Below are 13,569 nucleotides of genomic sequence, written 5' to 3' on the forward strand. Positions count from 1 at the left end.
AGCGCGGCTGATACGTTGAAGTGGTGTCGGCGCTCCCCTCATCGTCGGGAGCGATATCGTTAAAATCGATTAACGTCTAGGTCGCGGCTGCCACAGATTGGGACAGAGTGCATTCAGTTGTACAGAAAGGGTTAAGCAATCCACATGCGGCCACAATCGCGCCCAGCTTCAGCCTTCGAGCATGATGGCATGGACGTGCCGGCCGTAGTCCGGCTCGTTGCGATGGACCGAGCGGCGGTAACTGAAGAAGCGCTCGTCGACATAGGTGTCGAGGCCGAGATCGTCGATCAGCAGCAGGCCGGCGTTTTCCAGCCGCATCCGGATGAAGCCGGCGAGGTCGAACATCGCGTGGCCGTCGCGCGTCGACGGCAGGAAGAAGCGCGCGTGTTCGGCGTCGTCGTCGAGGAAGCGCGTGACGAACTCGGCGCCGACCTCGTAGCTCGGCTGGCGGATCAGGGGGCCGATCGCGGCAATGATCCGGCCGCGCTCTGCGCCGAGCTCCTCCATCGCCTGCAGCGTGGCTTCGAGCACGCCGGTGAGCGCACCTTTCCAGCCGGCATGGGCCGCGCCGATGACGCGCTCATGCGGGTCGACGAACAGGATCGGCCCGCAATCGGCCGTGGTGACGCCGATCGCGAGATTCGGCGTCGCGGTCACCAGCGCATCGGCCTTGGGCCTGACGGGGCCGTCCCAGGGCCCGGTCGCAACCACGACGTCGGGCGAATGAATCTGGTGCAGGCTGAGGAACTGGTCGGGCGCGACGCCGAGATGGGCGGCCATGCGGCGGCGGTTTTCCCGGACGTTCTCCGGCACGTCATTCGATCCGAGCCCGCCATTGAGGCCGGCATAGATGCCGTCGGAGACGCCGCCCTCGCGGGTGAAGAAGGCATGGCGCAGGCCAGGGATCGCGGACATCACTTCCGATGAGACCAGCATCATGCGCCTCCCGTGTTCTCGTTGGTGTGTTCGTCGCTGATGCCCGCCAGCACCGGAATGGCCGGATCGGAGATGCCGAGCACCTTGAACAGCGACCCCATTCCGCCGCGGCCGCCGCCGGTCAGGCGCTTCAGCCCGCTCGCGATGTCCTCCGAGACTTCCGGCGACGCCTTCTGCATCAGGGTCAGCGCGCGGGTTTCGATGCCGAGCCGCTGCAGGAACTCGCCCTGCGTGACCGGGCCGTGAACGCGCGCGCCGACGGCTTCCGCGGCCCGCGCCAGCGCGTCGAAATCGACATGGGCGGTGATGTCGGCAAGCCCCGGTGTCTTGAGGGGATCGGCGAAGCTATGACGGGCGATGGCCTGGAAGGTGTCGCCGACGTCGCTGCGCACATGACCGTAATCGATGATGACGGCAGCGCCGCGCTGGTCGCGGATGCGCCTGGCGATGGCCATCATCTCCATGTTCGGCCGCCATTCGAAGATCGCGCCGGCCGGCGCGGCGCGCACCAGCGGCGGCAGCAGCAGCTCGAAGCCGGGCGTCGGATCGGCGGCCGCGCCGTAGACGAAGTTCTCCTCCTCGTCGAGCTCGACGACGCGCTCATGCCAGCCGGTCTCGCGCCTGATCATCTGGTGGATCGGCAGCACGTCGAAATACTCGTTGGCGAAGATGACGCTGGGGCCCTCCGGCACCTCGTCGAAGCTCTCGTGCCAGTTGACGTTGCGCAGGCCGGTCAGCGTCGCCTTCTGCTTCTCACGCAGGACAGGATTGACCTCGACCAGGTGGACCGAGATCGTCTGGTACAGCGGCGGCAGCACGCGCAGCGCCCGCAGCGCATCGGACATCATGGTGCCGCGGCCGGGTCCCAGCTCGATCAGCCGGAATTGCTGCGGCGATCCCGTCGCCTTCCAGATCGAGGCCGCCCACAGCCCGAGCAACTCGCCGAACATCTGGCTCACTTCGGGGGCGGTGGTGAAGTCGCCCTCGCGTCCGAGCGGATCGCGCGAGATGTAGTAGCCGTGCTCCGGATGCATCAGGCACAGCTCCATGTAGCGCCAGACCGGCATCGGGCCGGACGCCTTGATCAGCCGCTTGATCTCGGTGTGGAGCGGAGAGGTCTCGATCACGGATTGGCCTGCAGCGGGGGAGTGGCTTGATGTGTCCCGGGCTTGCGCAGCGCCCGCGCCACCAGGATGGCGCCGATGATCAGCATCGGCACCGACAGCACCATGCCCATGGTCAGGCCACCCCAGAGAAAGCCCAATTGCTTGTCGGGCTCGCGGAACAGCTCGCTGGTGATGCGCGCCACGCCATAGAGGGTGATGAAGCTGCCGAGGATCAGGCCGGGCCGTTTCAGCGCGCCGAACCGGATCATGATCGCCAGCACGATGAACAGCACGATGCCTTCGAGGCCGGCCTCGTAGAGCTGGCTCGGATGGCGCGGGAGATGGGTCGGATCGCGCGGGAAGATCATCGCCCAGGGCACGCTTGCATCGGCGGCACGGCCCCACAGCTCGCCATTGATGAAATTGGCGATGCGGCCGAGCAGCAGGCCGATGGGCGCGACCGCGGTAGTGACGTCGCCGAGCGAGACGATCGGCAGGCCGTTGCGGCGAGCGAACCAGATCACGGCGAGCACACAGCCCATGAAGCCGCCATGGAACGACATGCCGCCGTTCCACAGCTCGAAGATCTCGAGCGGATGATCGATGAAGTACGGCAGGTTGTAGAACAGCACGTAGCCGGTGCGGCCGCCGAGGATGATGCCGATCGTGACCCACAGGATGAAGTCGTCGAGCTGGACCAGCGACACCGGCGCCGGGCCGCCCCACAGCCGCTCCTTCTTCAGCAGCGAGCGAGCGTAGAGCCAGCCGATCACGATGCCGCAGATATAGGCCAGCGCGTACCAGCGGATCGCGAACGGGCCGATGGCGATCGCAACCGGATCGAACACGGGGAAATCGATGAGGAGAGGCGTCATTCACTGGCTTTCGTGGACACGGCGTCCCGCTTCCGGAAGCCCCCGGGCGATGCGGGCTTCGAACGGGCCCCGCCACATGAGCGGGCGCGGCGCGATGTGATCTCAGGGCTGCTCATACCAGCGCCGCGGGCCGGCGCAACAAGTACGATGACAAGGAAACCAAGGCATGACAAGACGGCCCATCTTGCGGGCGGCGACAGGGATCGCCATTCTGTCTTCCATCATCGTGCTCGTCGCGGGACGCGGAGTTTCTCACATGACCCAGACCAACAACCGGTTTTTCGACGAACTCGGCCGCCTGATGAACGATGCCGCAGGTGCCGCCCAGGGCATGAAGCGGGAGGTCGATTCCGTCATCCGCAACCAGGCGGAAAAGATCCTGAACGACCTGGACATCGTGAAGCGCGAGGAGTTCGAGGCGGTCAAGGACATGGCCCGGCTCGCCCGCGAGGAGAACGAGGCGCTGAAGGCGCGGATCGCGGCGCTGGAAGCCAAGCTGGGTGGTGCGGCCGGCACGCCGCCGGGCGCCGGCAGCGCGGATGGCTGACGCCGCGGCCGGGTCGCCCTGGGACAAGAGGGGCAGGCGGCCCCTTCATTTCCTTGTCATTTCCCGGGTTTGCCGCTAGAACGCCGCCACGTCCGCGGCCCCCGCACCCCTGGAGGCTTGCCGAAGGACGTCCAGCAACGGGCCGCATCGCGGCCTTTAACTTTTTAAAACAAGGACTTAACACGATGGCGACCGTCAGAGAACTGAAGGCGACCGCCCGTCCGTCAGTCGGCAAGGGGGCCGCACGGGCAGAGCGTCGCGCCGGGAGAGTGCCCGGAGTGATTTATGGAGACAACCAGCCCCCGCTGCCGATCTCGGTGGAAGACCGCGAGCTGCGCCAGCGCATCCTCGCAGGCCGGTTTCTGACCACGATCTTCGACGTCACCCTCGACGGCAAGAAGCACCGGGTGATCCCGCGCGACTTCCACCTCGATCCGGTCAAGGACTTCCCGATCCACGTCGACTTCATGCGCCTCGGCCAGGGCGCGACCATTCGCGTCAGCGTGCCGCTGCATGTGGTGGGCTCGGAAGGCGCGCCGGGCGTCAAGCGCGGCGGCACGGTCAACATCGTGACCCACACGCTCGAGCTCGAGTGCCTCGCGGAGAACATTCCGCAGTACATCGAGGCCGACGTCAGCGCGCTCGAGATCAACCACTCGCTGCACATCTCCGATGTCAAGCTGCCGACCGGTGTGAAGACGCTGTCGCGCGACGACGCGACGCTCGTCACCATCGTGCCGCCGTCGGGCTATGGCGAGGAGCAGAAGGCGGCTGCTGGCGCCGCAGCGGCGCCCGCTGCTGCTGCTCCGGCTGCAGCTGCGAAGGCTCCCGCGGCCGCTGCCAAGGCGCCGGCTGGCGGCGACAAGAAGAAGTAAGCCGTTCCGCTTATGAGAAGCACGGGCGGGTCCCGTGCTTCTCGAAGCGACGGCGGGGGCGGATGCCGCGTCATGCTGCTGTTTGTCGGCCTCGGCAATCCTGGCGCGAAATATGCGCGCAACCGGCACAATATCGGCTTCATGGCCGTTGACGAGATCGCGCGGCGTCACCGCTTTTCGCCGTGGCGACGCAGGTTTCAGGGCGAGACCTCGGAAGGCACGCTCGACTCCGAGCGCGTCATCCTGCTCAAGCCCACGACCTATATGAACGAATCCGGCCGCGCCGTGCAGGAAGCGGCCAGCTTCTTCAAGCTCGGCGTCGGCGACGTCACGGTGTTTCAGGATGAGCTGGAATTGTCGCCGGGCAAGCTGCGCGTGAAGGTCGGCGGCGGCATTGCCGGCCATAACGGGTTGCGCTCGATCTCGGCGCATCTCGGCAACGACTATCGCCGCGTCCGGCTCGGCATCGGTCATCCCGGCGTCAAGGAATTGGTGCACGGCCATGTGCTGTCGGACTTCGCCAAGTCCGATATGCCCTGGGTCGAGGCGCTGTGCGAGGCGGTGGCCGACAATGCGGGTTTGTTGACGGGCCGGCGCGACTCCACCTTCGCCAACAAGGTGCATCTGGCGCTGCAGGCCAAAGGTTTTCTGGACAAGGGCGATGCCGGCGCCGCGTAAGGCGCCCCGGGCCCTCGCCTCAAGAGGATGCGAGACGGATCATGGGATTCAAATGCGGGATCGTCGGCTTGCCCAACGTCGGCAAGTCGACGCTGTTCAACGCGCTGACGGAGACGGCGGCGGCGCAGGCCGCGAACTATCCGTTCTGCACCATCGAGCCGAATGTCGGCGAGGTCGCCGTGCCCGATCCGCGGCTGGAAAAGCTCGCGGCGATCGCCAAGTCGGGCCAGATCATTCCGACGCGGCTGACCTTCGTCGACATTGCGGGCCTGGTGCGCGGCGCCTCCAAGGGTGAAGGCCTCGGCAACCAGTTTCTCGCCAACATCCGCGAGGTCGACGCGATCGCGCATGTCGTGCGCTGCTTCGAGGATTCCGACATCACCCATGTCGAGGGCAAGATCGCCCCGCTCGCCGACATCGAGACCATCGAGACCGAGCTGATGCTGTCCGATCTCGACAGCCTCGAGAAGCGGGTCGACAACCTCGCCAAGAAGGCCAAGGGCGGCGACAAGGACGCCAAGGAGCAGTACGAGCTGGTCACCCGTGCTCTGGTGCTGCTGCGCGACGGCAAGCCCGCGCGGCTGCTGGAGCGCAAGCCGGAGGAGGAGCGCGCCTTCGGCATGCTCGGACTGCTCACCTCCAAGCCCGTGCTCTACGTCTGCAATGTCGAGGAAGGCTCGGCCAAGGACGGCAACAGCTTCTCAAAGGCGGTGTTTGAGCGCGCCAAGGAGGAGGGCGCGGTCGCCGTCGTGATCTCGGCCAAGATCGAGTCCGAGATTGCGACGCTGTCGCGCGAGGAGCGGGTGGATTTCCTGGAGACGCTCGGGCTCGAAGAGGCAGGTCTCGATCGGCTCATCCGCGCCGGCTATCAGCTGCTCGACCTGATCACCTACTTTACGGTCGGTCCGAAGGAAGCGCGCGCCTGGACCATCCACCGCGGCACCAAGGCGCCGGCGGCGGCCGGCGTCATTCACACCGATTTCGAGAAGGGCTTCATCCGCGCCGAAACCATCGCCTATGCCGACTATGTCGCGCTCGGCGGCGAGGCGGGCGCCCGCGAGGGTGGCAAGCTGCGCCTCGAAGGTAAGGAGTATGTCGTCGCCGACGGCGACGTCATGCACTTCCGCTTCAACAACTAAGGCCGTGCGGGGCGGCTACATCCGCCCCTGCTCGCGGATCGCGCCGAGATGCTCGTTGATGCGGAAGACGATCAGCACGAACTCGGCGATGATGCGCGAGAACACCATGCCGACGATGATGCCGGCGAGCGACGACAACAGCATCAGGAAACCGCCGAACGGGCTGATCGCCATTTCGGAGAGGCCCGTGAAAATGCCGCGAATTCCCGACAGGATGATCAGCGCAATCACGAGCCAATAGAACGTCTTGATGATGGTGGGCGTGATGAAGCGGTCCCACTGGAACAAATCGCGAAATTCCAACATCCTGATCCCCCGGCCACGTCCGAATCGGTCGTCAAATCCGTCTTTAAGTCGTGCTCGAATTGCGCGCCAGACGGCATCGGCGGCAGCCGAATTCGTTCCGGTATATGGCGCCTTCTGGCACTCTCTTGCGACTGGACCGGGCGTCAGCCATGCGAGCGGCCCGGTTGTGATTGCTGCAAAGTGCGGCCACAATCGGGCTTCTTTCAGCCATTCCCAGCCTCATGACCCTCACCTTCGAAGATTTTCCGCAAGGCCCGTTCGGCAGCTTCGGCCCGCGACACGTCACCCGCGACGAGATCATCGCCTTCGCGTCTGAGTTTGATCCGCAGCCGATGCATCTGGACGAACTGGCTGCCTCGCAGTCGATGCTCAAGGGTCTGTCCGGCTCGGGTTGGCACCTCTGCTCGCTGATGATGCGCATGATGTTCGACGGCTTCATCGGCCGCACCGCTTCGCTCGGCTCGCCGGGCGTCAACGAGGTCCGGTGGCTGTCGCCGCTGCGTCCTGACGATGAGCTGATGCTCGATGTGGAGGTTCTGGAAGCGCGGGTGTCGCGGAGCCGTCCGTCGACCGGGATCGTCACCTTCAAATGCAGCGTGCGCAACAAGGCTGGCATGAGACTTTGCGAGATGGTTTCTCCCATCATCGTCGAGCGCCGTGAGAGCCGCGGGCAGGTGGGCTGATGCGCTTTTTCGAGGATCTTCAGGTCGGCCAGCGCCGCGAGCTCGGCTCCTACACGTTCACTGCCGAAGAGATTAAGCGCTTTGCCATTCAATTCGATCCGCAGCGCTTTCATCTCGACGAGGAAGAGGGCCGCCGGTCGCTGTTCGGCGGGCTCGCGGCATCGGGATGGCACATCGGCTCGGTCTGCATGAAGCTGATCATCGCGGACAATCAGCGACTGCTGGAGATCGCGCGCATGCGTGGCGAGCCGATCGCTCTCGGAGGTCCTTCTCCCGGCTTCCGTGATCTGCGCTGGCACAAGCCGGTGCTTGCAGGAGATACGATCAGCTTCTCGAGCGCGATTGATTCGCTTCGCGAGTCGGCCTCGCGCCCGGAGTGGGGCATCCTGCAGGCGCGCAATACCGGCATCAATCAGCGCGACGAGCTGGTGTTCTCTGTGCTTGCGTCGGCCTTCGTCCCTCGACGGAACAACGGTTGAGGCGAAAAGGTCACGCTTCGTAGGATTGTCGGCGCGGAACGAACTTCGCGCTAACGCATTCTGAACTCCGACTCTATAAGACAGCCAATCAGGGATCAGGATGTGGGGGATGAGTATGGCAGATCGCGGTGGTCTGAAACTCCTCGGCTTTATCTTTGCCAGCGTGACGCTCGCGGTGATGCTCGCGACGGGAATGGTCGTGAAGGGCTACGCGGACGGATCGTATTCGCTCGAGACGTCAGCGACGATCAACGAGTGACGGTTTAACTACTCGTTAAACAGAACGGACCACGCGGTCCTGTTCGTAGAGGCGATCTAGCGGCTCCAGATGAGCACCATGATCGCCATCGCCACCACCAGCAAACCGACGAAACGGACCATGATGGTCCCGATCCGCTGAGGCTTGGGCCGCAGAGGAATCGGATCGGTGTTGTGCGGCCGGATCGTTTCCATGAGAGCGACATCCCCCTGACGCAACCTGCCCGCCACGAGAGCGGCGGAAGTTGGTCGCGGGAGGGCCGGAGCGCGTTCAAGGACGCGGCGCTGCAAAGACGAAAACCGCCGCGCGATGCCTCGCACGGCGGCCCTCTTCAAGATCCGGAAAGAATGTTCAGCTGCTGCGCAGGCCGTCGGCGGCGCGCTTCCACTGCGTGACGTTCTCGGCGATCGCCCGGGTCGACTTCATCGCCGCCTGGCTGAGCTGTGCATAGCTCGCGATCTCGCGCTGCACCCGCTGGCCCTCGGCATGCAGCAGTTCGCGCAGGCTCTCGAGCTCTCCGATCAGGTTCTCGATCTCCGACAGCGAGGTGCCGGCGACGCGCTGGATCAGCGTGGTGACGCTGTTCACTGCTGCATCGGCATCGATCGAGGCCTCGGCCGTGGCGGCCGCATTGGGGCGGCGCAGATAGGCGATATCGTTACGGACGAAATCACGAATGCCGGCCTCGACTTCGGAGACCGCGGCCAGATCCGTATCCAGCTCGGCTTCAGTTCCATCGATCTTGTCCGGACGAATGACATTCATCGGCTAATTCCTCATTTCGCGTTCAAGCGAGCGCGGTGTCCCCGCACGACGAACTTCTCAAAGCCTATCAGTGCGGCCAAATTGGGCCGCACCGCGGCGAAGCTGCGGCGAACGTTCGATCATTCGTGGCGGGCTGCCGCAATGGTGAACGTCACCAGCTCCGCTTGAAGCCGGCCGAGATGCTCTTGCTGGTGCCGCCCTGCGCGGTCTCGCTGACTGAGCCGGAGATGCTGAGACCATCCGACAGCTTCTGCTCCGCGCCGACCTTGCGCAGCCATTTGTCGTCGCTCGACGACAGGGTCTGGCCGGCGGTGACGCTGGTGCCGGTGTCGCCGATCGAGAGCTTGGCGGACTGCTCGGTGTCGAAGCTGCGGCTGGTCTTCGGCGCCGCGCCGGGAATCGGCACCATGCCCTGCTGGGTGACGTTGTAGCCGTTCTGCAGGGTCAGATTGTAGTGATCGATCGGCACCGCCTTGGTGATGGTGGTGCCGAGCCGGCTGTGATCGGATCCGGGATCGACGCGGGCCTCGATGGCGGTCTTGTCCCAGATCGAGCCGGCCCCCGGCGCGGTGACGGCCGCCCAGGCCGAGCCGCCGGATTCCGGAGCATTGCCGCCGTTCTCGGCCTTCTCCGCCAGCAATTCCGACATCGTGGTCGGCTGCCGCGCGACCGTCATGTCGGCGCCGACGCGGGCGTCCCAGAACGGCGACACCGACTGCTTGACCGACACGCCCGAGGCGAGGCTGCCCTTGTTCTGGTTCGACCAGTCGAGCGCGGCGGCCTTCTCTGCGGCGGCCTTGCGCTTCGCCGCCGCGGCCGCTTCGGGACGGTCGAGGAAGGTGGTGTCGTCGATCGCGAGCTGGCTCCAGTCGAGCTTCTCGACGTCGATGTCCTTCATCGGGTCGGCCGCTGCCTGGTCCTCGGACTTGTCCTCGTCCTCCGGCTCCGGCGCGATCTGCTGCCAGGGTGTGATCTGCAGCGGCTGCGGCGCCTGCATCAGCGTCTGGGCCGGCGCGGCGGACGCAAGAAGGCCGAAGCCGGCCGTGAAAACCGCCAGCGCGCAACCATACGATGTCATGAGAGCAACCCCCGCCGCCCGAACCTGTGTGCCGGAATATGGTGGAATCTTGGCGCAAAATTATGGCTGCGCCAGTCACGATGTGTTGGGTTGCCGGTGAGTGTGACCACAATCCAACACGCCGGCGGGCTCAGGCGAAGCTGCCGATGCGCGGCAGGTCGATGGGGCGGCCGAGCGTCTGCTCGACCAGATCGAACGTATCGATCAGGATCCGCAGCCGCGCGAGCTTGCCGGCGCGGAATTGCATGAATTGCGCGAGCCGCGCCGTGATCGGCTTGTCGGAATCCTGCGCCGTCATCGCGCAGCGGACCATGGTCGCCGCGCTGGTCTCGTCCAGCATCAAGGTCTCGCGCTCCAGCCGGCGGATGCTCACATTGTCCGCGATCTGCCTGACGGCGTCGAGCACGGCGGCGCGGCCGTGCCGCGCGCCGAGGAAGGGAAACATGTCGATCGGGCCGTAGATGGCCCAGTCGATGTCGTCATCGAGAAGTTCGGCGAAATCGTCGAAACGGCGGTCGTTGATCGCGCCATGCAATGCGCGCGACAGACGCCAGAGGCTGTGCTCCGTCATCGGCTCGGGATCCTGAACTGGCTTGCAAGGGGGCGCGCCGGCCTCAAGGCGACGTCGCAACGGACGTCGCGCCGGGGCGCCGAATCTATCTCTCTTGAGCCTCACATAAATCAACCACCTGCGCGCGCAACGGCTGTTTTTGCATTGCACAAATGCGCGCGACCGCCGGTCGCCGCGCCCTAACGCCCTTCATGCTGCATGCGCTGCTGCGCGATCGCGACCTCGTGGTCGCGGAAGGCGGCCATGCCGAACAGGGTGGCGCCGGCGAGGCCGCCGATCAGGGCGCCGAGCGGCATGAAGGTGAAGAACACCAGCATGCCCGCATAGCCTTCGAATTCGCTGGTGTTGAACAGCTCGATCCAGGCCAGTCCAAGCCCTACTCCGATCGTCGCGCCGCCGACGACGCCCATCACCAGTCCGGCCATCGCCAGGAATGCTATTCTCATGTCACCGATGCCCCGTATACCACCGCTCATGGGGTGCGGAGCCCGGGCCACAGGTTCAAGGCGACGAGGCCGCCGGTGGTGACGTTTGCGTGATCGGCTGGTCCAGGCCCTGGTCCGCCACGGCCGTGCCGGCCTCAGGGCCGGGCGGCGCCCGCGATCAGCAGCCGGCTGAGATCGCATTCCAGCACCTGCTGCACCAGGTCGTAGGTGTCCATGATCTCGCGGATGCGGGCGATGCGGCCGTCGCGCAGGGTGTAGAAGGCGGCGAGGTCGTATTGCACGATGCGGTCGTTGTCGCGCTTGCGCAGGAAGATGCGCAGATCCACGGCGACCTGGTCGCCTTCGCAGATCATGGTCTTGATCTCGTGCCGGACCTCGGCATAGCGGCTGCGCGCCGTCTCCCACATCTGCCGCACCTCGGCCTTGCCCCGGCGGCCGCCGAGATGGGGGAAGATGTCGATCGGCGCCGAGGCGAAGTGCTCCAGGTCGTCGGTGCAATGCGCCAGCACGCTGTCGAAATCGCCGGCGGCATGGGCCTCGAGCAGCTTGCGCACGCGCTGCTTGTTGATGTGCTCGATCATCCTGTCTCCACTGACGGGAATGTCCGCGTCGGCGATCTCGTTCTGGAGATGCCGGCGGACGGCCGTCAACCACCTGTGTGACCGTCGGCCGGCTCAATGCGCCGGTACGGTGAACGGAAGCTTGGCGAGTGATCGCGTCACGATCATGTCTCAGTCCACTCTCGGCTCATCTCTCAGCTCATTTCTCAGCTCTTGGGTCATCACCGCGCGCGATAAGGTTCGCGCAATGCGTCATGCCGGTTGCGAGGCGGGAACCGCCCCGCCGCGTCGCCGTTACCTCGCACCATTCTTGCGGAGCTCGATCATGACGATGTCGATCACGAAGACCATGCTTGCCGCCTCCGTCGCAGCGCTGGCGCTGCTGTCGACGCAGGCCGCCGAGGCCAAGGGGTGCATCAAGGGCGCCATCGTCGGCGGCGTGGCCGGCCACTATGCCGGCCATCACGGCGTGCTCGGCGCCGCCGCCGGCTGCCTCTATGGCCGTCACCGCGCCAAGGAGCAGGAGCGTCAGCAGCAGCAACAGGGCCAGGTGAACGGGCAGGGCCGGACCTAGCCGATGCCGCGCGTCGACCGTCCTCGGCGTGCCCTCATCCCAGCCGGCGGCGCTGGCCTCGCGTGACGGGGCTCACGGTCCTCATCCGGCGGGCCGGTTAGACGGGAGCGGTCCGGTCCTCGCCGAGGACCGCCGCAACCGGATGTCCGGGCCATGCTCACCGTCGCCTCTCCCAGCCCCTCCGCGCCGAAGGCGGCGCTGCTCAACCTGTTCGAAGGCATGGCGCTGACCGCGCTGTTCCAGGCCATTCCAACCTATGCCGGCGCCGCGCTGATCCTCAAGCTGGCGCACAGCACGGCGCTGCGGCCCGGCATCATCGGCTTCGTCGCGAGCGCGACCATCATCCACGTGCTGATGACTTCCGCTGCGGGGCCGCGCTTTCAGCGCGTGCTCAAGCAGGCCTACGCGCCGGTGTTCTACGACGCGACCCTTGGTCTCGCCGACAAGGTGCTGCGCTGGCGCACGCAGCCCGAGGCATCGCTGCAGCTCCTGGGCTCGACCGTGATGCTGGCGCTACTGTCGGTCGCGGTGCTGGCGACGGGGTGAGGCGGGCGCCGTCCCGCGAAGCATGGCGTCAGCTTCGGCGCAGCGCTCGTGTGCGCCGCGGCTCGTCCGACACGTCGGCGAGGATGGCGCGCGTCTGTCTCAACCAACTCCATCGTCGTCCCGGCGAACGCCGGGACCCATACCCCCAGGGAGCGGTTTGAGGCAAATTGGTCATGGGCATTTTGCCCATCACGTCCGCTGCGGCGTATGGATCCCGGATCGGCGCCATGCCGCGCTCGCGCGCGTCACGGCTTGTCCGGGACGACAGCGGCGGGTTTGGCGGATTTACGATTCAAACAGCGATCGAGTTGAAGACATGAGAACGTGATCTCGCGGCGAGACTCGCCCGAGTGATGCATCGAACACGTCCCTCGCAAACCATGCAGAGGGCGCAGGGAATGCCGGGTGAAGGCCTCACCCATGGCCCGCCTGCGAAAAAAATGCAGGCGGCAGGTACCACAGGCAAAGCCGATTCAACCGGCATTCCCTGCGCGACGGTCTTCACGCTTATACGCAGTCTCCCTGGTGCGCCGGGCTTGTTGGCCACCATCCCCACCGCCATGCGCTCGCATTGCGCCGGGTTGATACCAGCGTCGGGGTATCAGGACGCTGCGACTTCACGTCCGCAAGCGATCGTTCGTCCGCGCCTTCGTGAGAAGACGCTGCGATCTCTCGCGGCCATCGCATCCCCGCCTCGCGTGTCGTGACGATCGCGCGCTACGCCCCTCTGCGGTGAGGCGGGATGCGGGGAGATAATCATGATTTCCGAAAATGCGCAAGAGATTTATTTTTTTCGGAAGGTGTACGGGTTGTCTCGCGGCTTGTCCGGCGGCCGTCTGATGGATTTCGTGAAGGGCACCCCTAATTTGGGTCTGACGCCGCGAGAAATTCTTCCGCTTTGGCTCGGCTCGAGAACCGCCCGAGCTCTTCATAGGACGGCTCGTCCTCGGCGTCATCAGCCGATCGCAGGACGACAAAGCAATCCTCATTTCTCAAAATCAGCTCTGTCAGGTCCTCGCTCCGGGACGGAGACATGTCGCGGGCGCCGCAATGAGGACACTCGTCGTCGCACATGCACGACCATTCATCGGTCCAGGCCTGCGCGCAACGTTCACAACGATAGAAGTTCAAGAACCAGGCCATTGC

General features: G+C 65.4%; 20 protein-coding genes. 9 read left to right on the top strand and 11 right to left on the bottom strand.

The annotated features are described in order from the left end of the window. Positions 1 to 168: 168 nt before the first annotated feature. Genes pgeF through lgt form a run of 3 tightly spaced genes read right to left on the bottom strand, consistent with a single transcriptional unit; the run spans position 169 to position 2,917 of the window. Entirely contained in the window at positions 169 to 915 is a 747-nt protein-coding gene (gene pgeF, locus ACQR13_RS11060; RefSeq protein WP_434842915.1) for a peptidoglycan editing factor PgeF, read from the bottom strand. Positions 916 to 935: 20 nt separating this feature from the next. Next, entirely contained in the window at positions 936 to 2,063 is a 1,128-nt protein-coding gene (locus tag ACQR13_RS11065) for a class I SAM-dependent methyltransferase (RefSeq protein ID WP_434862833.1), read from the bottom strand. Further along, positions 2,060 to 2,917, bottom strand: a complete 858-nt coding sequence (gene lgt / locus ACQR13_RS11070; RefSeq protein WP_434862834.1) for a prolipoprotein diacylglyceryl transferase — start codon at positions 2,915 to 2,917, stop codon at positions 2,060 to 2,062. Before lgt ends, ACQR13_RS11065 begins: the two co-directional genes overlap by 4 nt. Before the next feature lie 256 nt (positions 2,918 to 3,173). Here lgt and ACQR13_RS11075 point away from each other — a divergent pair, with 256 nt between their 5' ends. The 4 genes from ACQR13_RS11075 to ychF all read left to right on the top strand — a co-directional run bounded on the left by ACQR13_RS11075 (position 3,174) and on the right by ychF (position 6,156). Next, on the top strand, positions 3,174 to 3,464 hold the full coding sequence (locus tag ACQR13_RS11075; protein ID WP_315714079.1) for an accessory factor UbiK family protein: 291 nt from the start codon (positions 3,174 to 3,176) through the stop codon (positions 3,462 to 3,464). A gap of 185 nt (positions 3,465 to 3,649) precedes the next feature. Beyond that, positions 3,650 to 4,339 (top strand): 50S ribosomal protein L25/general stress protein Ctc, encoded by a 690-nt coding sequence (locus ACQR13_RS11080; RefSeq protein ID WP_315714080.1) that lies wholly within the window; start codon positions 3,650 to 3,652, stop codon positions 4,337 to 4,339. Positions 4,340 to 4,411: 72 nt separating this feature from the next. Beyond that, positions 4,412 to 5,017, top strand: coding sequence for an aminoacyl-tRNA hydrolase (gene pth, locus ACQR13_RS11085; protein WP_316169336.1), 606 nt, complete (start codon positions 4,412 to 4,414; stop codon positions 5,015 to 5,017). A 41-nt stretch (positions 5,018 to 5,058) separates the two neighbouring features. Continuing rightward, positions 5,059 to 6,156: a redox-regulated ATPase YchF gene (gene ychF, locus ACQR13_RS11090; RefSeq protein WP_315714082.1), complete on the top strand. Its 1,098-nt coding sequence runs from the start codon at positions 5,059 to 5,061 to the stop codon at positions 6,154 to 6,156. Between the two features lie 15 nt (positions 6,157 to 6,171). Here ychF and ACQR13_RS11095 read toward each other — a convergent pair whose 3' ends face one another. Further along, positions 6,172 to 6,462: a DUF4282 domain-containing protein gene (locus ACQR13_RS11095; protein WP_315714083.1), complete on the bottom strand. Its 291-nt coding sequence runs from the start codon at positions 6,460 to 6,462 to the stop codon at positions 6,172 to 6,174. Positions 6,463 to 6,683: 221 nt separating this feature from the next. On the opposite strand from ACQR13_RS11095, the gene ACQR13_RS11100 reads away from it, so the two are divergent. From ACQR13_RS11100 to ACQR13_RS11110, 3 genes are all read left to right on the top strand, one after another. After that, positions 6,684 to 7,145, top strand: a complete 462-nt coding sequence (locus ACQR13_RS11100; RefSeq protein WP_315714379.1) for a MaoC family dehydratase — start codon at positions 6,684 to 6,686, stop codon at positions 7,143 to 7,145. Next, a complete protein-coding gene (locus tag ACQR13_RS11105) occupies positions 7,145 to 7,624 on the top strand; it encodes a MaoC family dehydratase (protein WP_315752725.1) in 480 nt (159 codons plus the stop codon). Before ACQR13_RS11100 ends, ACQR13_RS11105 begins: the two co-directional genes overlap by 1 nt. A 109-nt stretch (positions 7,625 to 7,733) precedes the next feature. Then, entirely contained in the window at positions 7,734 to 7,883 is a 150-nt protein-coding gene (locus ACQR13_RS11110) for a hypothetical protein (RefSeq protein ID WP_315714401.1), read from the top strand. A 56-nt stretch (positions 7,884 to 7,939) separates the two neighbouring features. Here the strand turns inward: ACQR13_RS11110 and ACQR13_RS11115 are convergent, their stop codons facing one another. The 6 genes from ACQR13_RS11115 to ACQR13_RS11140 form a co-directional block, all read right to left on the bottom strand. After that, a complete protein-coding gene (locus ACQR13_RS11115; protein WP_315752726.1) occupies positions 7,940 to 8,077 on the bottom strand; it encodes a hypothetical protein in 138 nt (45 codons plus the stop codon). A gap of 157 nt (positions 8,078 to 8,234) precedes the next feature. Continuing rightward, complete coding sequence (locus ACQR13_RS11120; RefSeq protein ID WP_315714086.1) at positions 8,235 to 8,648, bottom strand: hypothetical protein; 414 nt, start codon at positions 8,646 to 8,648, stop codon at positions 8,235 to 8,237. Positions 8,649 to 8,799: 151 nt separating this feature from the next. Further along, on the bottom strand, positions 8,800 to 9,726 hold the full coding sequence (locus ACQR13_RS11125; RefSeq protein ID WP_315752727.1) for a hypothetical protein: 927 nt from the start codon (positions 9,724 to 9,726) through the stop codon (positions 8,800 to 8,802). Between the two features lie 130 nt (positions 9,727 to 9,856). After that, on the bottom strand, positions 9,857 to 10,297 hold the full coding sequence (locus ACQR13_RS11130) for a nuclear transport factor 2 family protein (RefSeq protein WP_315714088.1): 441 nt from the start codon (positions 10,295 to 10,297) through the stop codon (positions 9,857 to 9,859). A 179-nt stretch (positions 10,298 to 10,476) separates the two neighbouring features. Beyond that, positions 10,477 to 10,743, bottom strand: coding sequence for a hypothetical protein (locus ACQR13_RS11135; protein WP_315714089.1), 267 nt, complete (start codon positions 10,741 to 10,743; stop codon positions 10,477 to 10,479). A 134-nt stretch (positions 10,744 to 10,877) separates the two neighbouring features. Continuing rightward, positions 10,878 to 11,324 carry a nuclear transport factor 2 family protein gene (locus tag ACQR13_RS11140; protein ID WP_316169334.1) on the bottom strand — a complete coding sequence of 149 codons (447 nt, stop codon included), beginning with the start codon at positions 11,322 to 11,324 and terminating at the stop codon, positions 10,878 to 10,880. A gap of 328 nt (positions 11,325 to 11,652) precedes the next feature. Here ACQR13_RS11140 and ACQR13_RS11145 point away from each other — a divergent pair, with 328 nt between their 5' ends. Both ACQR13_RS11145 and ACQR13_RS11150 read left to right on the top strand, forming a co-directional pair. Further along, positions 11,653 to 11,877, top strand: a complete 225-nt coding sequence (locus ACQR13_RS11145; protein ID WP_315735660.1) for a hypothetical protein — start codon at positions 11,653 to 11,655, stop codon at positions 11,875 to 11,877. 153 nt (positions 11,878 to 12,030) lie between these two features. Next, complete coding sequence (locus ACQR13_RS11150) at positions 12,031 to 12,423, top strand: hypothetical protein (protein ID WP_315752728.1); 393 nt, start codon at positions 12,031 to 12,033, stop codon at positions 12,421 to 12,423. An 861-nt stretch (positions 12,424 to 13,284) separates the two neighbouring features. Here the strand turns inward: ACQR13_RS11150 and ACQR13_RS11155 are convergent. Continuing rightward, the gene (locus tag ACQR13_RS11155; protein WP_315714092.1) at positions 13,285 to 13,566 is read right to left on the bottom strand and encodes a hypothetical protein; all 282 of its coding nucleotides are present in this window, start codon (positions 13,564 to 13,566) and stop codon (positions 13,285 to 13,287) included. Positions 13,567 to 13,569 lie beyond the last annotated feature (3 nt).

The sequence above is a fragment of the Bradyrhizobium sp. HKCCYLRH3059 genome (genome assembly GCF_051168035.1).
In the GTDB taxonomy this organism is placed as follows: domain Bacteria; phylum Pseudomonadota; class Alphaproteobacteria; order Rhizobiales; family Xanthobacteraceae; genus Bradyrhizobium.